This window comes from Mycobacterium tuberculosis H37Rv, assembly GCF_000195955.2.
Taxonomy (GTDB): domain Bacteria; phylum Actinomycetota; class Actinomycetes; order Mycobacteriales; family Mycobacteriaceae; genus Mycobacterium; species Mycobacterium tuberculosis.
Window position 1 is genome coordinate 2,549,088 of record NC_000962.3, and the last position, 18,414, is coordinate 2,567,501.

Below are 18,414 nucleotides of genomic sequence, written 5' to 3' on the forward strand. Positions count from 1 at the left end.
CAATTCAAATGAACCGCACCCTGACAGCGAGCGACGTTAATGACGCCATTGTTGGGCCGCCAGCGGCGAGTCCACAAGTACCGCATCGAGTCCGATTTTGTGAGCCAGGCGGTAGTCGTCGACAGTTTTCACCGCGAAACCCATGACCTTCATGCCGGACTGCGATCTGAAACAGTCGACCGAGGCCTCGTCCCACAACTCGGCATTCACCGCGGAGATACCGGACCCCAACGTGAATTCTTCGGTGACGGTGACATCGCGATGCAACTCGAATCCGGCCCACTTCCCAGGATCCGGCTGCGGATCACAGTGATGGTTCAATGCCATGTTGAAAAGGCGCTGGCGGGTCACGTCACGACTTTCGGCGACCTGCAGTCCCTCCTGCCGCGAGGCTGCAGCCGTGATGTCAGCGTTGGTGGAATATACGATCGACCGCCCGGCAGCACCAGTCCTGGTCAACACCTGCGCGACCGCTGAGACCAGCGGCTGTGGCGGAGTCTGCTTGAGGTCTAGAAACAGAGTCATATCGGGCGGAGTCGCGCCAATGGCTTGCTCCAGTGTCGGTATCGGGGTCGCCCGTTGCCGGTAGGGATGGCCCTCGACGCCCGGCGTGGTGAAATTCCATCCCGCGTTGAGCTGCTGGAGTTGCTGAACCGTCTTCGAATTCACCGGGCCGGCGCCGTCGGTCAACGTTGCCAGATCGGACGGACGATACAGCACCGGCACGCCATCGCTGCTGACCTGGACGGTCAGCCACATGCCATCCACACCAGCTGCGACTGCGTTGGTAATCGCCAGAACGGTGTTCTCGGGAAAATCGCGCGTACCCGCGCGATGCGCGACAATCATCGGGTCGTCAGTCTGGCCCAGCGGCAAAGCATCCGCCACACCGCAAGTCCCTCCCAAGGCGATCACCAGCGCCACCGTGAACCGCCCCGGCATGTCCGGAGACTCCAGTTCTTGGAAAGGATGGGGTCATGTCAGGTGGTTCATCGAGGAGGTACCCGCCGGAGCTGCGTGAGCGGGCGGTGCGGATGGTCGCAGAGATCCGCGGTCAGCACGATTCGGAGTGGGCAGCGATCAGTGAGGTCGCCCGTCTACTTGGTGTTGGCTGCGCGGAGACGGTGCGTAAGTGGGTGCGCCAGGCGCAGGTCGATGCCGGCGCACGGCCCGGGACCACGACCGAAGAATCCGCTGAGCTGAAGCGCTTGCGGCGGGACAACGCCGAATTGCGAAGGGCGAACGCGATTTTAAAGACCGCGTCGGCTTTCTTCGCGGCCGAGCTCGACCGGCCAGCACGCTAATTACCCGGTTCATCGCCGATCATCAGGGCCACCGCGAGGGCCCCGATGGTTTGCGGTGGGGTGTCGAGTCGATCTGCACACAGCTGACCGAGCTGGGTGTGCCGATCGCCCCATCGACCTACTACGACCACATCAACCGGGAGCCCAGCCGCCGCGAGCTGCGCGATGGCGAACTCAAGGAGCACATCAGCCGCGTCCACGCCGCCAACTACGGTGTTTACGGTGCCCGCAAAGTGTGGCTAACCCTGAACCGTGAGGGCATCGAGGTGGCCAGATGCACCGTCGAACGGCTGATGACCAAACTCGGCCTGTCCGGGACCACCCGCGGCAAAGCCCGCAGGACCACGATCGCTGATCCGGCCACAGCCCGTCCCGCCGATCTCGTCCAGCGCCGCTTCGGACCACCAGCACCTAACCGGCTGTGGGTAGCAGACCTCACCTATGTGTCGACCTGGGCAGGGTTCGCCTACGTGGCCTTTGTCACCGACGCCTACGCTCGCAGGATCCTGGGCTGGCGGGTCGCTTCCACGATGGCCACCTCCATGGTCCTCGACGCGATCGAGCAAGCCATCTGGACCCGCCAACAAGAAGGCGTACTCGACCTGAAAGACGTTATCCACCATACGGATAGGGGATCTCAGTACACATCGATCCGGTTCAGCGAGCGGCTCGCCGAGGCAGGCATCCAACCGTCGGTCGGAGCGGTCGGAAGCTCCTATGACAATGCACTAGCCGAGACGATCAACGGCCTATACAAGACCGAGCTGATCAAACCCGGCAAGCCCTGGCGGTCCATCGAGGATGTCGAGTTGGCCACCGCGCGCTGGGTCGACTGGTTCAACCATCGCCGCCTCTACCAGTACTGCGGCGACGTCCCGCCGGTCGAACTCGAGGCTGCCTACTACGCTCAACGCCAGAGACCAGCCGCCGGCTGAGGTCTCAGATCAGAGAGTCTCCGGACTCACCGGGGCGGTTCACCGCGCCCAACATAGCCGTCTTCACCATCGGTCCCCTTCAGGCTTTCCCCACCGTAGAAACGTGCGCAATGCGCGGCGCACAGTATCGAACCGTACCGCTGAGAGCCAACCACGATGATTTGCCCGCACCGGCAGCGATAAAGTAAGTCGCGGTCGGGCACGCAGCGCAGCGTTGGAAAGTGAGGCCTCCGATGAGTGAAATGACAGCTCGGTTTTCCGAAATCGTCGGGAACGCCAATTTGCTGACCGGCGACGCAATCCCCGAGGACTACGCACACGACGAAGAGTTGACGGGGCCGCCGCAGAAGCCAGCCTATGCCGCCAAGCCGGCCACCCCCGAAGAGGTTGCCCAACTGCTGAAGGCCGCCTCTGAAAACGGTGTGCCGGTGACGGCCCGCGGGTCCGGGTGCGGCTTGTCGGGGGCCGCACGACCAGTCGAGGGTGGGCTGCTGATCTCGTTCGACCGGATGAACAAGGTCCTCGAGGTCGACACCGCCAACCAAGTCGCCGTCGTGCAGCCCGGGGTGGCGTTGACCGACCTGGACGCCGCTACCGCCGATACCGGGCTGCGGTACACGGTTTACCCGGGCGAGCTGTCCTCCAGCGTCGGCGGGAATGTCGGAACCAACGCCGGCGGGATGCGCGCGGTCAAGTACGGAGTGGCCCGCCATAACGTGCTCGGGTTGCAAGCGGTATTGCCCACCGGCGAGATCATCCGAACCGGCGGCAGGATGGCCAAGGTGTCCACCGGCTACGACCTCACCCAGCTGATCATCGGCTCGGAGGGCACCCTGGCCTTGGTCACCGAGGTGATCGTCAAGCTGCATCCGCGGCTCGACCACAACGCCAGCGTGCTCGCCCCGTTCGCCGACTTCGACCAAGTCATGGCGGCGGTGCCCAAGATCCTCGCCAGCGGCCTGGCACCTGACATCCTGGAGTACATTGACAACACTTCGATGGCCGCACTCATCTCCACTCAGAACCTGGAGCTAGGTATTCCGGACCAGATCCGCGACAGCTGCGAAGCTTATCTCCTTGTGGCGCTTGAGAACCGCATCGCCGACCGACTGTTCGAGGACATTCAGACGGTGGGTGAAATGCTCATGGAATTGGGAGCGGTGGACGCCTACGTGCTCGAAGGAGGCTCGGCGCGCAAGCTGATCGAGGCCCGCGAGAAGGCATTCTGGGCGGCAAAAGCACTCGGCGCCGACGACATCATCGACACCGTCGTCCCACGCGCGTCGATGCCAAAATTCCTGAGCACCGCGCGCGGTCTGGCGGCGGCAGCGGACGGTGCCGCGGTCGGTTGCGGGCACGCCGGCGACGGCAACGTACACATGGCCATCGCGTGCAAGGATCCGGAGAAAAAGAAGAAGCTCATGACCGACATCTTTGCTCTCGCAATGGAATTGGGTGGCGCGATCTCTGGCGAACACGGCGTCGGCCGGGCCAAAACCGGCTATTTCCTCGAGCTGGAAGACCCGGTCAAGATCAGCCTCATGCGCCGTATCAAGCAGAGCTTCGATCCGGCGGGCATCCTCAACCCAGGCGTTGTCTTCGGAGACACCTGAGCACGGACAAGAGCCGGCCGGACCAAGGCCGGTCATCGGCCGGCCAACAGGCCTGCAAGTCTCGAGCGCAACATCTTCGTGGACAGCTCGGTCCGCCGGTCGTCAAAGCCGATTTCCCCGCATCTGTCCGGTCAGTCCGATGCAGCGTCGGTCACCGTTATTCATCCGGCGTTTACCCGTTGCTAGCCGCCATGACGTAGCCTGCTGACGCTCGATCGCCAACACAAGCCGACATGAGCGACAATGCCAAACACCACAGGGATGGGCATTTGGTGGCTAGCGGACTTCAGGATCGCGCAGCGCGCACACCGCAACACGAGGGCTTCCTCGGGCCGGACCGACCATGGCACCTGTCGTTCAGTCTGCTGCTGGCGGGTTCTTTCGTGCTGTTCTCGTGGTGGGCATTCGACTACGCAGGGTCCGGCGCGAACAAAGTCATCCTGGTGCTCGCCACCGTCGTCGGCATGTTCATGGCCTTCAACGTCGGCGGCAATGATGTCGCCAACTCGTTTGGCACCAGCGTCGGCGCGGGCACGTTGACCATGAAACAGGCGCTTCTGGTCGCGGCGATCTTCGAGGTCAGCGGCGCGGTGATCGCCGGCGGCGACGTCACCGAGACCATCCGCAGCGGCATCGTTGATCTGTCCGGGGTGTCCGTCGACCCACGCGACTTCATGAACATCATGCTGTCGGCGCTATCGGCAGCCGCGCTCTGGCTGCTGTTTGCTAACCGTATGGGGTACCCGGTGTCGACCACACACTCGATCATCGGCGGCATCGTCGGCGCGGCGATCGCGCTGGGGATGGTGAGCGGCCAGGGCGGTGCCGCACTCAGGATGGTCCAGTGGGATCAAATCGGCCAGATCGTGGTGTCCTGGGTGCTGTCGCCGGTGTTGGGCGGCTTGGTGTCGTACCTGCTCTACGGCGTCATCAAACGGCACATCCTGCTGTACAACGAACAGGCCGAACGACGGCTAACAGAAATTAAGAAAGAGCGCATCGCACACCGCGAGCGCCACAAGGCGGCGTTCGACCGGCTCACCGAGATCCAGCAGATCGCCTATACCGGCGCCCTGGCGCGCGACGCCGTCGCGGCAAACCGCAAGGACTTTGATCCCGACGAACTGGAATCCGATTACTACCGCGAGCTACACGAAATCGACGCCAAGACATCGTCGGTCGACGCGTTCCGGGCCCTGCAGAACTGGGTTCCGCTGGTCGCCGCCGCCGGATCCATGATCATTGTCGCGATGCTGCTGTTCAAGGGGTTCAAGCACATGCACTTGGGCCTTACCACGATGAATAACTACTTCATCATCGCGATGGTCGGTGCAGCGGTGTGGATGGCCACCTTTATTTTCGCCAAGACACTTCGGGGCGAATCACTTTCACGGTCAACGTTTTTGATGTTCAGCTGGATGCAGGTCTTTACGGCCTCGGGCTTCGCCTTCAGCCACGGCAGCAATGACATTGCCAACGCCATCGGGCCGTTCGCGGCAATCCTGGATGTGCTGCGCACGGGCGCCATTGAAGGCAACGCAGCGGTGCCTGCCGCGGCCATGGTAACGTTCGGCGTCGCGTTGTGCGCGGGGTTGTGGTTCATTGGACGACGGGTGATCGCCACCGTTGGACACAACCTCACCACGATGCACCCGGCATCGGGGTTTGCTGCCGAATTGTCGGCCGCCGGGGTGGTCATGGGAGCCACGGTCCTGGGTCTTCCGGTTTCCAGCACGCACATTCTTATCGGCGCCGTCCTCGGCGTCGGCATCGTAAACCGGTCCACCAACTGGGGACTGATGAAACCGATCGTGCTAGCGTGGGTCATCACGCTGCCTTCGGCGGCGATCCTCGCCTCGGTCGGTCTTGTCGCGCTACGCGCGATTTTCTGACGACGCCGGGTCCATCAACCCCAGCGCAACCTCCGCGAGCAGTCGCTAAAGCCCCCGACACGCCGTGCGTGCGGGGGCTTATGCGACTGCTCGCCGGACGGAGGTCCTACGTGCTGCGGGAAGTGATGTGGCTGAGCAGGTCTCGTATCGCACCCGCCGGCGGGGTGCGCCCACCGACCCAGATGGCTCGAAGCTGGCGCCGCAGGTTCAACGCGGGGATGTCGACCGCGAGTAATCGACCGAACGCCAGGTCATCGGCTATCGCTAGCCGGCTCATCGCAGCCGGTCCAGCGCCGGCCAAGACCGCGGCCCGCACGGCCGCAGCCGATGATAATTCCAGCACCGGTGGCGCTTGCTGCATGTCCTCCCCGAGCGTGTCACGTAACGCCGCGGTGAGTGAATCGCGGATGCCAGAGTTCGGTTCGCGAGTCACCAAAGGCGTCTGAGCGAGCTCCCGGGCGCTCACTACTCGTGACCGTCGGGCCCACTTGTGACCCGGCGGCACGACGACGACCAGTTCGTCGCGTGCAACCACAACGCTGCCTAATCCCGTGGGAGGACAGGGGTTTTCGATGAATCCAAGATCTGCGATGCCGTCACGAACGGCTGCGATCGCATGCTCGCTATTGGTGGCGGTCAGGATTACCTCAGGGACAGTACCACCGCGGCGCATGTCGGCGGCCCGCAAGGACAGCATCCAATGCGGCATCAGCTGTTCGGCTATCGTCTGGCTGGCCACCACTCTGATGCGCTGGCGGCCTTCGGTGCGCAGCGAGCCGAGGCCGGCATCGATCTCGTCGGCGACTTCGAGCAAGCGGGCCGCCCATTCGGCGACGACGATGCCGGCAGGCGTGAGTTGGGAGCCACGTGTCGTCCGGATGGCCAATCGCACCCCGATCTGGGCCTCCATCGATGCGAGCCGCCTTGACACAGCTTGTTGAGTCAACCCGAGTTCGCGTGCGGCGCCGCCAAGACTGCCGGCCTCAGCGATGGCCAGAAAGATTTCGAAGCAGGTGAGTCCGGGCATACGAGAGCTGAGCGGCATGCCTGATCAAATCACAACCAATGGTTGTTCCCAACAACATTCAGACCCCTAGTGACGACGGCCCATGCTCGAAAAATGCCCCCACGCGAGCGTCGACTGCGGTGCCTCGAAAATCGGCATCACCGACAACGACCCCGCGACCGCCACCAACCGCAGGCTGGCGAGCACAATTCGCAAGCCGCCGATCGAGCACGCGGCCGGGCCCTTAGGGTCCACATCACGCGCTGGCCACCGTTCGTACGGCGGGGTGGCCTCGTAAGGTAACCACATGGGCGCTCCTCGACTCATCCACGTCATCCGGCAAATCGGGGCCTTGGTGGTAGCGGCAGTGACCGCCGCCGCCACGATCAACGCATATAGGCCGCTGGCGCGCAACGGATTCGCATCGCTGTGGTCGTGGTTTATTGGCCTGGTGGTTACCGAGTTTCCGTTACCGACGCTGGCGAGCCAGCTCGGCGGGCTGGTGTTGACAGCCCAACGCCTGACCCGGCCAGTGCGGGCGGTCTCCTGGCTGGTAGCGGCCTTCTCGGCGCTGGGGCTGCTGAACCTCAGTCGCGCAGGCCGTCAGGCCGATGCCCAGCTCACCGCCGCATTAGACAGCGGCCTGGGGCCCGATCGCCGCACCGCCTCGGCCGGTCTGTGGCGCCGCCCAGCCGGCGGTGGTACCGCCAAGACCCCCGGGCCGCTGCGCATGCTGCGGATCTACCGCGATTACGCACACGATGGCGACATCAGCTACGGCGAATACGGCAGGGCCAACCACCTCGATATCTGGCGACGTCCCGATCTAGATCTGACCGGAACAGCGCCCGTGCTGTTTCAGATCCCCGGCGGTGCATGGACCACCGGAAACAAACGCGGACAGGCGCATCCACTGATGAGCCACCTCGCCGAGCTAGGCTGGATCTGCGTGGCGATCAACTACCGACACAGCCCGCGCAACACCTGGCCGGATCACATCATCGACGTCAAGCGCGCCCTGGCGTGGGTCAAGGCGCACATCAGCGAATACGGCGGCGATCCGGACTTCATCGCCATCACCGGTGGTTCGGCCGGCGGCCACCTGTCGTCACTGGCCGCGCTAACGCCGAATGACCCACGATTCCAACCGGGATTCGAAGAGGCGGACACCCGGGTGCAGGCAGCCGTGCCGTTCTACGGCGTCTATGACTTCACTCGTCTGCAGGACGCGATGCACCCGATGATGCTGCCGCTGCTGGAGCGAATGGTGGTCAAACAACCGCGCACGGCGAACATGCAGTCCTACCTCGACGCCTCACCGGTCACCCACATTTCCGCCGACGCTCCCCCATTCTTTGTGCTACACGGCCGCAACGACTCGCTGGTTCCCGTACAGCAGGCGCGTGGCTTCGTCGATCAGCTGCGGCAAGTCAGCAAGCAGCCGGTGGTATACGCCGAATTGCCCTTTACCCAGCACGCTTTCGACCTGCTCGGCTCGGCACGTGCGGCACACACGGCGATCGCCGTGGAGCAATTCCTGGCCGAGGTCTACGCAACGCAACACGCGGGCAGTGAGCCGGGCCCCGCGGTTGCGATCCCATAGCTTTTGGGGTTGAGGTCGCTAGGGTTGGCCTTGTGAAGCTGCTCAGCCCGCTGGATCAGATGTTCGCGCGCATGGAGGCGCCGCGCACGCCAATGCACATCGGCGCGTTTGCGGTCTTCGACCTGCCTAAGGGAGCACCGCGCAGGTTCATCCGCGACCTGTACGAGGCGATCTCACAACTGGCGTTCCTGCCCTTCCCGTTCGACAGCGTGATCGCCGGCGGCGCGTCGATGGCGTACTGGAGGCAGGTGCAGCCCGATCCGAGCTACCACGTCCGCTTGTCCGCCCTACCTTATCCGGGGACCGGCCGCGATCTCGGCGCGTTGGTCGAGCGGCTGCATTCGACCCCACTTGACATGGCCAAGCCGCTATGGGAGTTGCACCTCATCGAGGGGCTAACCGGCCGTCAGTTCGCCATGTACTTCAAGGCCCACCACTGCGCGGTCGACGGATTGGGTGGGGTGAACCTGATCAAGAGCTGGCTCACCACCGATCCCGAGGCACCCCCAGGCTCGGGCAAGCCCGAGCCGTTCGGCGATGACTACGACTTGGCCAGCGTGTTGGCCGCCGCCACGACGAAGCGGGCGGTCGAGGGCGTTTCCGCGGTCAGCGAACTGGCCGGAAGGCTATCCAGCATGGTGCTGGGCGCCAACAGCTCGGTGCGGGCGGCCCTCACCACCCCGCGTACCCCGTTTAACACCCGCGTCAACCGGCATCGACGGCTAGCGGTGCAAGTGCTGAAACTGCCGCGCCTCAAGGCAGTGGCCCACGCCACCGACTGCACCGTCAACGACGTGATCCTGGCGTCTGTCGGCGGGGCTTGCCGACGCTACCTGCAGGAGCTGGGCGACCTGCCGACGAACACCCTGACCGCCTCGGTGCCGGTCGGCTTCGAGCGCGACGCAGACACGGTCAACGCCGCCTCGGGTTTCGTCGCGCCGCTGGGCACCTCGATCGAAGACCCGGTTGCGCGGCTGACCACAATCTCGGCGTCGACCACCCGCGGCAAGGCCGAACTGCTGGCGATGTCACCAAATGCCTTGCAGCACTACTCCGTATTCGGCTTGCTGCCGATCGCGGTGGGGCAGAAGACCGGCGCACTCGGGGTGATTCCACCGCTGTTCAACTTCACCGTCTCCAATGTGGTGCTCTCGAAGGACCCGTTGTATCTTTCGGGCGCCAAGCTGGATGTGATTGTTCCGATGTCGTTCCTGTGTGACGGCTATGGCCTCAACGTGACGCTGGTCGGCTACACGGACAAGGTCGTCCTCGGCTTTCTGGGCTGCCGTGACACCTTGCCGCATCTGCAGCGGCTAGCGCAGTACACCGGCGCGGCATTCGAGGAACTCGAGACCGCCGCCTTGCCATAGCGACCAAACGACGACAACGCTCCGCCCATCGCCGGCAGTACCCGCCAATCACCACGGTGTAGCCGCTCAGGAGCGGCCCGCCAGCCGGTCGATATCAACGATCTCCCCGCGATTGATGCTCACCCAATCGCGCCCATCGAGGTAGGGGCGTAGCTGCTGGGCAATGAGTTCAACATCGGCTGGTGACTTCGGTCGCTGAAGTTCGTAGACGTGCGGCAGCCCCGCCATGCCCGTGACGACGCTCCACAGGTTCAGGGCGGCCGGTCCAGCAGGCGGGTCCACCAGCACCGGCCCAAAAAGGCATTGTCCGTCCAAAAAGAGCGTCGGCACGCCGTATCCGCCCGCGGCGACAACCCGTTGGTGGTCGGCGCGGACGTCGTCGTGGGTCGTCGGATCATCCAGCGCCGCGTCCAAAATCGCCGCATTGACGCCGACGTCGCACAGTAGGCGTCGCGCCACCGCGGGATCATGCGGTTTGCCGCCCAGGGTGTGCAGCTCATGACCGATCGCTGCATACCACCGATCAAGCAACGACATGTTCGTTCGACGCAGCAGCGCACCGATCCGCATCAACGACCAGCCATAGGACCAGTCTCGCTCCCACGGGTGCTTCTTGCCCGCTACCAGGTTGATCTCCTCGAGGCTGAAAAACCGCCAGTTGATCGTGATTCCCAATTGCGCGCGCACATCACGGATCCACACCGAGGTCTGATAGGCGAACGGGCACAAAGGGTCAAAGTGGAAATCCACGGTGGTCATCAGACCTGAGTCCTCCAGCTGATCGAGTCGACACCTCGATGACATTGTGCCGTGCGCCACGTTGTCAGCGGACTGAGTCGACCCAACATCTCGCGGTGTTCGCCAGGGTGCCGAAACAGGTCAACGCGGCGGTATGAATGGTCGACGCACCATAGGCGAGGATGGGCTGGTGTTCGGGCTCGTCGTTATCGTTGCGCTGGTCGCCGCCGTGGTCGTGGGGACCGTCCTGGGCCACCGCTATCGCGTGGGCCCTCCAGTGTTGCTCATCCTGTCCGGTTCCCTGCTGGGTCTGATTCCCCGTTTCGGTGACGTTCAGATCGATGGCGAGGTGGTGCTGCTGCTGTTCCTGCCGGCGATCCTTTATTGGGAGAGCATGAACACCAGCTTTCGCGAGATCCGCTGGAACCTGCGCGTCATCGTCATGTTCAGTATCGGGCTGGTGATTGCCACCGCGGTCGCGGTGTCGTGGACGGCACGAGCGCTGGGCATGGAGTCCCACGCCGCGGCTGTCCTCGGTGCCGTGCTCTCCCCCACCGATGCCGCGGCGGTGGCCGGCCTGGCGAAACGGTTGCCGCGCCGGGCGCTGACAGTGCTACGCGGCGAGAGCCTCATCAACGACGGGACCGCGCTCGTGCTGTTCGCCGTCACCGTGGCGGTCGCGGAAGGTGCCGCTGGGATCGGCCCGGCCGCGCTGGTCGGCCGGTTCGTCGTCTCCTATCTCGGCGGAATCATGGCCGGGCTGCTGGTCGGCGGCCTGGTGACATTGCTACGCCGCAGAATCGACGCACCATTGGAGGAGGGAGCCCTGAGCTTGCTGACGCCGTTCGCAGCGTTCTTGCTCGCTCAATCTCTGAAGTGCAGCGGTGTGGTTGCGGTGCTGGTTTCGGCCCTGGTCCTCACCTACGTTGGTCCGACGGTGATACGCGCTCGTTCCCGCCTGCAGGCGCATGCGTTTTGGGACATCGCCACGTTCCTGATCAACGGCTCGTTGTGGGTGTTTGTCGGCGTCCAGATCCCGGGCGCGATAGACCACATCGCCGGCGAGGACGGGGGACTACCACGGGCCACAGTCCTGGCCCTGGCGGTGACGGGTGTCGTTATCGCCACCCGGATCGCCTGGGTACAGGCAACCACGGTCCTGGGTCACACCGTGGACCGGGTCCTGAAGAAGCCCACCCGCCACGTCGGCTTCCGTCAGCGTTGCGTCACAAGCTGGGCCGGTTTCCGCGGCGCGGTATCGCTTGCCGCAGCGCTGGCGGTGCCGATGACCACCAATAGCGGCGCTCCATTCCCAGACCGCAACCTGATCATCTTCGTCGTCTCGGTCGTCATTCTGGTCACCGTGCTGGTCCAAGGGACTTCCTTGCCCACCGTCGTTCGGTGGGCGAGGATGCCCGAAGACGTCGCGCACGCCAACGAATTGCAGCTGGCCCGCACCCGTAGCGCCCAAGCCGCCCTCGACGCTTTGCCGACGGTCGCCGACGAACTCGGGGTCGCCCCCGATCTCGTCAAACACCTGGAAAAGGAATACGAAGAACGCGCGGTGCTCGTCATGGCCGATGGCGCCGACTCCGCGACCAGCGATCTGGCCGAGCGCAACGATCTGGTCCGGCGCGTGCGTCTAGGCGTGCTGCAACACCAGCGGCAGGCCGTCACCACGTTGCGCAACCAAAACCTCATCGACGACATCGTGCTGCGCGAGCTGCAGGCGGCGATGGATCTAGAGGAAGTGCAACTCTTGGACCCCGCCGACGCCGAGTGAGCCGGCGCCGCCCGCTGATCGAACCAGCAACGGTTCAGGTTTTGGCCATTGCTTTCACAGACTCATTCAGCGTTTCATTGCACTGGCCGCAGCGCGAGCAGGGCTGCCGCACAGCGATCTTGGCGCCTATGCGAAGGTGGTGCGATGGTGATGTGGACGGGCGAAAGTTACTGCCACCGGCACGCCGCACTGGCACCCAACAGAGGAGGATCAGGCCCGCCGCACCCAGGGTCTACACGACCGGCGACATCCTGCGTGATCGGAAGGGCATAGCGCCATGGCAGGAACAACGCGAACCGGGCTGGGCGCCGTTCGGTTGGCTGCACGAGCCCTCGGGCGCAAGGTGCCCAAAAGCCGACGGGCAGTCAGTCTAAGTGTCTTGATAGGTGCGGTGATAGCAGCTCTTGCCGGGGCGCTGATTGCGGTAACCGTACCGGCGCGGCCGAATCGCCCTGAGGCCGACCGTGAAGCACTGTGGAAAATCGTGCACGACCGTTGCGAATTCGGCTATCGGCGTACCGGTGCGTACGCTCCCTGCACATTCGTGGATGAACAGTCTGGAACGGCGTTGTACAAAGCGGATTTTGATCCGTACCAGTTCCTTTTGATCCCGCTTGCTCGTATCACCGGAATCGAGGATCCCGCCCTACGGGAGTCAGCGGGTCGCAATTACCTCTACGACGCTTGGGCCGCACGGTTCCTCGTTACCGCGCGCCTGAACAACTCACTTCCAGAGTCAGACGTAGTCCTCACCATCAACCCGAAGAACGCGCGCACTCAGGATCAGCTGCACATCCACATATCGTGTTCGTCACCAACAACATCGGCAGCCCTGAGGAACGTGGATACCTCAGAGTACGTTGGCTGGAAGCAGCTCCCCATCGACCTCGGTGGTCGCAGGTTTCAAGGATTGGCGGTTGACACGAAGGCGTTCGAATCCAGGAACCTGTTCCGGGACATCTACCTGAAGGTAACCGCTGACGGCAAGAAAATGGAAAATGCATCGATTGCGGTTGCCAACGTAGCGCAGGACCAATTCCTGCTGCTCTTGGCAGAGGGAACTGAGGACCAGCCCGTTGCAGCCGAGACTCTCCAAGACCACGACTGCTCCATCACCAAGTCCTGATAGCACGATGCCAGCGGGCCACACGACAGGGCGCAGTGTGCGAACCTGACCCCGCCACGGCGGGCCGTTGATGGCATTTTGCTAGTGTCGGAGCGGCAATCCGCCTATATTTCTCCTCGCCTACCAGTGAGGGAGCCGGGCTTGACTGATCCGCGCCACACCGTTCGAATCGCTGTCGGAGCTACCGCGCTCGGCGTGTCGGCACTCGGGGCAACTCTGCCGGCCTGCTCCGCACACAGCGGGCCGGGTTCTCCCCCCAGTGCGCCGTCAGCTCCCGCGGCCGCGACCGTCATGGTAGAGGGACATACGCACACAATTTCCGGAGTGGTCGAGTGCCGCACCTCGCCAGCGGTAAGGACGGCGACGCCGTCGGAGTCGGGGACTCAAACTACACGGGTTAACGCACACGACGATTCGGCCTCGGTGACACTGTCCCTGTCCGACTCCACGCCCCCAGACGTCAATGGTTTTGGTATCTCCCTTAAAATCGGAAGCGTCGACTACCAGATGCCCTACCAGCCGGTTCAGTCCCCAACTCAGGTCGAAGCGACCAGGCAGGGCAAGAGTTACACACTGACCGGGACGGGTCACGCGGTGATCCCGGGCCAAACCGGCATGCGTGAGCTGCCGTTCGGGGTACATGTAACCTGTCCGTAACTACACTGATTGCGCGACAAGGGAATTAGCCGCGTTGGCAGGCAACACGGAGGTGACCGGTGCAAGCCCGTGGTCAGGTCCTGATCACCGCCGCGGAACTGGCTGGCATGATCCAGGCCGGCGATCCGGTGTCGATCCTGGATGTGCGCTGGCGGCTTGATGAACCTGACGGGCATGCGGCCTACCTACAGGGTCACCTGCCGGGAGCGGTATTTGTGTCACTCGAGGACGAACTGAGCGATCATACGATCGCCGGCCGGGGCCGGCACCCGCTGCCGTCGGGGGCTAGTCTGCAAGCCACCGTCCGCCGATGCGGAATCCGACACGATGTGCCGGTCGTGGTCTACGACGACTGGAATCGAGCCGGTTCCGCGCGAGCGTGGTGGGTGTTAACTGCGGCTGGGATCGCGAATGTACGCATTCTAGACGGCGGCTTGCCCGCGTGGCGGTCCGCAGGCGGCAGCATCGAGACCGGCCAGGTCAGCCCGCAGCTCGGGAATGTGACTGTGCTGCACGATGATTTGTATGCCGGACAGCGGCTAACCCTAACGGCGCAGCAAGCCGGTGCGGGTGGTGTGACGCTGCTCGATGCGCGCGTACCGGAACGTTTCCGCGGCGATGTCGAGCCCGTGGATGCGGTTGCCGGTCACATCCCCGGCGCCATCAACGTTCCCAGCGGTAGTGTCCTGGCCGACGACGGCACGTTCCTTGGCAATGGCGCCCTTAACGCACTGCTGTCCGACCACGGCATCGATCACGGTGGCCGCGTGGGTGTCTACTGCGGCTCGGGTGTCAGCGCAGCTGTCATCGTCGCGGCACTGGCAGTGATCGGCCAGGATGCGGAGCTGTTTCCAGGGTCATGGTCGGAGTGGAGTTCGGATCCGACCCGTCCCGTCGGCCGTGGCACTGCATAGTCAGACGCCGGCCCAGTTCTGCAGGAAGGCTTCGGTGACCCGGGCGGCGTTGTTGGCCGCAATCTGCTTGTAAACGAAGAACTGGACGGGGAAGCCCGGCAGATGCAGCGGGTCGCCGGGCCCGTCGGACATACCGCGAATTCCCAGGAACGGGACGCCGTGTGCATCGGCGACCGCCTGCGCGGCTGCCGTCTCCTGGTCAACCGCGTCGAAGCCGGGGTTCACCGTCGATACGATGTTCAGGTTGCTGATCAGAGCGTTCTTCAGCCAGGGTCCCGCCGCCTGGAAAAAGTTACCGGTATAGCCAAGTGAGCGATCGGGTGCACTACAGGGTTGGCAGCAAAAACGCTGCCGCCGTTCGGGATGCAAGGAAAAGCCTGGCCGTTGTTCTTGTCGGAGCTAGACCCGTCACCGCCGACGAACAGTTGCGGCTGGCGCCCCAGGTGGTTCAACCGGACGACCGGAACGTTCCTGCACAGACAGACAGGATTGCCGAGCGTGTTGATGTTGTCCAGTACAACAGAAAGCGTCTGGGCAGTAGCCAGCATGCCGGGATCGACCCCACGGAATGTTGCCCCGTTGTCCAGGGTCCACCGTGCTGGTATTGCCACGTCCCCAATGCTGGTGCGGCCGGCACCACCGGCGACGCCCGAGAACATCACGGCGGCAATGGCAATGGAAGAAGCACAGGTAAAGCGTGCGAAGGCGGTCTCGGTGGTGTTGGTAGCGTTCACTAGGCCGATGCCGGTCATCGCCACAATCACCTTCTTGCCGCTGATCGAGCCCAGGTAGTAGCGACGACGGTCGGCGACCACCACCGGGTTGGCGTCCAGCGCGGTGTGCGCCAGCACCGCGTCGGCCTCAGCCGGAAACGCCGACAAGACCAGCGTGCGCTGTTCGCACGGGATCACATTTGCCACGTATCCGGGATCGGCCGCCGCCACGCCACAGCCCAGCGACAACGCGGCCGCCACCAAAAGACAGTGCCGCAAAGGCGCGCCCACAATCCCTTATCCCCAAAAATCGTGATTTGACATGGATGCCGGAACTCTCTGTCATTTAGCCGTGGCCGATTTGGGGCTTGGCCCTGATTTTCGCGCACCATCGGCGACGGACGAATATTTGTTATCGTTTTTTTCGTCTAGCGATTCCTCGGCGTTATTTCATCGCGGCGGAACGAGCCGCCCTATGACCAACTGTGCAAGCGTGATTGGTCGATAGCCCCGGTCGGGCTATGTTCCCCGGTGTGGCTAGACCAGTTGACCGGTGCGGGACGCGGATACGGCTAGTCTGCCGGAGTGATACCTAACCCACTCGAGGAGCTAACGCTCGAGCAACTGCGAAGCCAACGCACGAGCATGAAGTGGCGTGCGCACCCAGCCGACGTCTTGCCGTTGTGGGTCGCGGAGATGGACGTGAAGCTTCCGCCGACGGTGGCCGATGCCCTCCGTAGAGCTATCGACGACGGCGACACCGGATATCCCTATGGAACGGAGTATGCCGAAGCCGTCCGCGAATTCGCTTGCCAACGTTGGCAATGGCACGACCTGGAAGTGAGCCGCACGGCCATCGTTCCCGACGTCATGCTCGGCATCGTCGAAGTGCTGCGTCTGATCACCGACCGCGGTGACCCTGTGATCGTCAACTCCCCGGTATATGCGCCGTTCTACGCTTTCGTGTCGCATGACGGCCGCCGAGTGATCCCAGCGCCGCTGCGGGGAGACGGCCGGATCGATTTGGACGCGCTGCAGGAAGCGTTCTCGAGCGCGCGTGCTTCAAGCGGCTCGAGCGGCAACGTCGCCTACCTCCTGTGCAATCCGCACAACCCGACGGGGTCGGTGCACACCGCCGACGAACTGCGCGGCATCGCGGAACGCGCCCAACGGTTCGGTGTCCGGGTGGTGTCCGACGAGATTCATGCCCCTCTTATCCCGTCCGGGGCACGGTTTACGCCCTATCTGAGCGTCCCCGGTGCGGAAAACGCATTCGCACTAATGTCGGCTTCCAAGGCGTGGAATCTCGGCGGACTCAAGGCAGCCCTGGCCATTGCCGGTCGCGAGGCGGCGGCCGACCTCGCTCGGATGCCCGAGGAGGTCGGTCACGGCCCCAGCCACCTGGGTGTCATCGCGCACACCGCGGCGTTCAGGACTGGTGGCAACTGGCTCGACGCGCTGCTGCGCGGTCTGGACCACAATCGAACGTTGCTAGGCGCTCTGGTCGACGAGCATCTTCCCGGGGTGCAATACCGATGGCCGCAGGGTACTTACCTGGCGTGGCTGGATTGCCGAGAACTCGGCTTCGATGACGCGGCTAGCGACGAGATGACCGAAGGCCTGGCGGTGGTGTCAGATCTGTCCGGGCCAGCCCGCTGGTTCCTCGACCACGCGCGGGTTGCGCTCAGTTCTGGTCACGTCTTCGGGATTGGCGGTGCCGGGCATGTGCGCATCAACTTCGCGACCTCCCGAGCCATTCTCATCGAGGCGGTATCGCGGATGAGCCGGTCACTACTCGAGCGCCGGTAGCGCGTCCAGAGAACCGCTAGCGCCAACACGATCACCTCGGGTGACGGTCTTGTCCGCTCGGCGGCCCTTCAGTGCCCAGCCAATGCGGCCGACCCCGCGGCGGCCGCATTCGGTAGACAAAGGAAGTCTGACACCGTAGGCGCCTCGTTGATCGCGTTTTCGCCGAGAAACGTGAAGGCCGTTTGCCCGCCCGTGCGGATCAGCTACGATCAAGGCGACACATGGACCAGTCGGCCAACCATGCGTGTCTGCCCACCCCGCTGGCGAGCACAACAGGGCGCGGGCAAGATCATGAGATGCCTGTCGAAGAGACCTCCACCCCCCAGAAGCTGCCCCAATTTCGTTATCACCCCGATCCCGTCGGCACCGGCTCGATAGTCGCCGACGAGGTGAGCTGCGTGAGCTGCGAGCAACGTCGGCCCTACACCTACACCGGCCCGGTGTATGCGGAGGAGGAGCTTAACGAGGCCATCTGTCCTTGGTGTATCGCAGATGGCAGTGCGGCGAGTCGCTTCGATGCCACGTTCACCGACGCCATGTGGGCGGTGCCCGACGACGTTCCAGAGGACGTGACCGAGGAAGTGCTGTGCCGAACACCCGGGTTCACGGGCTGGCTGCAGGAGGAATGGTTGCATCACTGCGGGGACGCCGCCGCCTTCCTTGGCCCGGTGGGCGCCAGCGAGGTGGCCGACCTCCCTGACGCCCTGGATGCGCTGCGCAATGAGTACCGCGGCTACGACTGGCCCGCCGACAAAATCGAGGAATTCATCCTGACGCTCGATCGAAACGGGCTGGCGACCGCCTACCTCTTCAGGTGCCTGAGCTGCGGCGTCCACTTGGCCTACGCCGATTTCGCTTAACCTCGGCGGCGACTGAGTCGACGCGAGCGCGGATATCGGACGCTTTTGCACAACAATGGTTCCGACGTGGCACAGCTCAGAGAGGAGCAGA

At 63.8% G+C, this 18,414-nt stretch carries 16 protein-coding genes, 6 other annotated features and 1 other gene; of the genes, 12 read left to right on the forward strand and 5 right to left on the reverse strand.

What is annotated here, in order from left to right; genetic code table 11:
* Positions 1–36 precede the first annotated feature (36 nt).
* Positions 37–942, reverse strand: a complete 906-nt coding sequence (locus tag Rv2277c) for a glycerolphosphodiesterase (protein ID NP_216793.1) — start codon at positions 940–942, stop codon at positions 37–39.
* Positions 924–926: a repeat region (3 bp direct repeat, ccg, flanking IS6110), on the forward strand. Its footprint overlaps the gene before it by 3 nt.
* Positions 927–954, forward strand: a repeat region (28 bp inverted repeat at the left end of IS6110,TGAACCGCCCCGGCATGTCCGGAGACTC).
* Positions 927–2,281 (forward strand) — a mobile genetic element (IS6110-7, len: 1355 nt. Insertion sequence IS6110.). Its footprint overlaps the feature before it by 28 nt.
* Positions 978–2,239, forward strand: a sequence feature (similar to insertion sequence element IS986/IS6110 transposase; Probable IS6110 transposase. Identical to many other M. tuberculosis IS6110 transposase subunits. The transposase described here may be made by a frame shifting mechanism during translation, the sequence UUUUAAAG maybe responsible for such a frameshifting event (see McAdam et al., 1990)). Its footprint overlaps the feature before it by 1,262 nt.
* Positions 2,254–2,281, forward strand: a repeat region (28 bp inverted repeat at the right end of IS6110,GAGTCTCCGGACTCACCGGGGCGGTTCA).
* Positions 2,282–2,284, forward strand: a repeat region (3 bp direct repeat, ccg, flanking IS6110).
* 188 nt (positions 2,285–2,472) lie between these two features.
* Here Rv2277c and Rv2280 point away from each other — a divergent pair.
* Positions 2,473–3,852, forward strand: an annotated gene (locus tag Rv2280).
* 233 nt (positions 3,853–4,085) lie between these two features.
* Complete coding sequence (pitB, locus tag Rv2281; RefSeq protein ID NP_216797.1) at positions 4,086–5,744, forward strand: phosphate permease; 1,659 nt, start codon at positions 4,086–4,088, stop codon at positions 5,742–5,744.
* A gap of 106 nt (positions 5,745–5,850) precedes the next feature.
* On the opposite strand, the gene Rv2282c is transcribed toward pitB, so the two are convergent.
* Complete coding sequence (locus Rv2282c; protein NP_216798.1) at positions 5,851–6,789, reverse strand: LysR family HTH-type transcriptional regulator; 939 nt, start codon at positions 6,787–6,789, stop codon at positions 5,851–5,853.
* 64 nt (positions 6,790–6,853) lie between these two features.
* Here Rv2282c and Rv2283 point away from each other — a divergent pair, with 64 nt between their 5' ends.
* From Rv2283 to Rv2285, 3 genes are read left to right on the forward strand one after another with little or no spacing between them, the layout of a single operon-like run.
* Positions 6,854–7,048 (forward strand): hypothetical protein, encoded by a 195-nt coding sequence (locus Rv2283; protein NP_216799.1) that lies wholly within the window; start codon positions 6,854–6,856, stop codon positions 7,046–7,048.
* Between the two features lie 9 nt (positions 7,049–7,057).
* The gene (gene lipM / locus Rv2284; protein NP_216800.1) at positions 7,058–8,353 is read left to right on the forward strand and encodes an esterase LipM; all 1,296 of its coding nucleotides are present in this window, start codon (positions 7,058–7,060) and stop codon (positions 8,351–8,353) included.
* Between the two features lie 32 nt (positions 8,354–8,385).
* A complete protein-coding gene (locus Rv2285) occupies positions 8,386–9,723 on the forward strand; it encodes a diacylglycerol acyltransferase (protein NP_216801.1) in 1,338 nt (445 codons plus the stop codon).
* 66 nt (positions 9,724–9,789) lie between these two features.
* Here Rv2285 and Rv2286c read toward each other — a convergent pair whose 3' ends face one another.
* Positions 9,790–10,482 (reverse strand): hypothetical protein, encoded by a 693-nt coding sequence (locus tag Rv2286c; protein NP_216802.1) that lies wholly within the window; start codon positions 10,480–10,482, stop codon positions 9,790–9,792.
* A gap of 133 nt (positions 10,483–10,615) precedes the next feature.
* On the opposite strand from Rv2286c, the gene yjcE reads away from it, so the two are divergent.
* From yjcE to sseB, 5 genes are all read left to right on the forward strand, one after another.
* Positions 10,616–12,244, forward strand: a complete 1,629-nt coding sequence (gene yjcE / locus Rv2287) for a Na(+)/H(+) transporter (RefSeq protein NP_216803.1) — start codon at positions 10,616–10,618, stop codon at positions 12,242–12,244.
* Positions 12,241–12,618: a hypothetical protein gene (locus Rv2288; protein ID NP_216804.1), complete on the forward strand. Its 378-nt coding sequence runs from the start codon at positions 12,241–12,243 to the stop codon at positions 12,616–12,618. The genes yjcE and Rv2288 overlap by 4 nt, the downstream gene beginning before the upstream one ends.
* Positions 12,588–13,370, forward strand: a complete 783-nt coding sequence (gene cdh / locus Rv2289) for a CDP-diacylglycerol pyrophosphatase (RefSeq protein ID NP_216805.1) — start codon at positions 12,588–12,590, stop codon at positions 13,368–13,370. Before Rv2288 ends, cdh begins: the two co-directional genes overlap by 31 nt.
* 141 nt (positions 13,371–13,511) lie before the next feature.
* Positions 13,512–14,027, forward strand: a complete 516-nt coding sequence (gene lppO / locus Rv2290) for a lipoprotein LppO (protein ID NP_216806.1) — start codon at positions 13,512–13,514, stop codon at positions 14,025–14,027.
* Between the two features lie 59 nt (positions 14,028–14,086).
* Complete coding sequence (gene sseB, locus Rv2291) at positions 14,087–14,941, forward strand: thiosulfate sulfurtransferase SseB (RefSeq protein ID NP_216807.1); 855 nt, start codon at positions 14,087–14,089, stop codon at positions 14,939–14,941.
* Here sseB and Rv2292c read toward each other — a convergent pair whose 3' ends face one another.
* Both Rv2292c and Rv2293c read right to left on the reverse strand, forming a co-directional pair.
* On the reverse strand, positions 14,942–15,166 hold the full coding sequence (locus Rv2292c; protein NP_216808.1) for a hypothetical protein: 225 nt from the start codon (positions 15,164–15,166) through the stop codon (positions 14,942–14,944). It abuts the gene before it with no gap.
* A gap of 38 nt (positions 15,167–15,204) precedes the next feature.
* Positions 15,205–15,945: a hypothetical protein gene (locus Rv2293c; RefSeq protein ID NP_216809.1), complete on the reverse strand. Its 741-nt coding sequence runs from the start codon at positions 15,943–15,945 to the stop codon at positions 15,205–15,207.
* Positions 15,946–16,239: 294 nt separating this feature from the next.
* On the opposite strand from Rv2293c, the gene Rv2294 reads away from it, so the two are divergent.
* Positions 16,240–17,463 carry a cystathionine beta-lyase gene (locus Rv2294; RefSeq protein NP_216810.1) on the forward strand — a complete coding sequence of 408 codons (1,224 nt, stop codon included), beginning with the start codon at positions 16,240–16,242 and terminating at the stop codon, positions 17,461–17,463.
* Between the two features lie 221 nt (positions 17,464–17,684).
* Positions 17,685–18,323, forward strand: coding sequence for a hypothetical protein (locus Rv2295; RefSeq protein ID NP_216811.1), 639 nt, complete (start codon positions 17,685–17,687; stop codon positions 18,321–18,323).
* Positions 18,324–18,414: the final 91 nt, after the last annotated feature.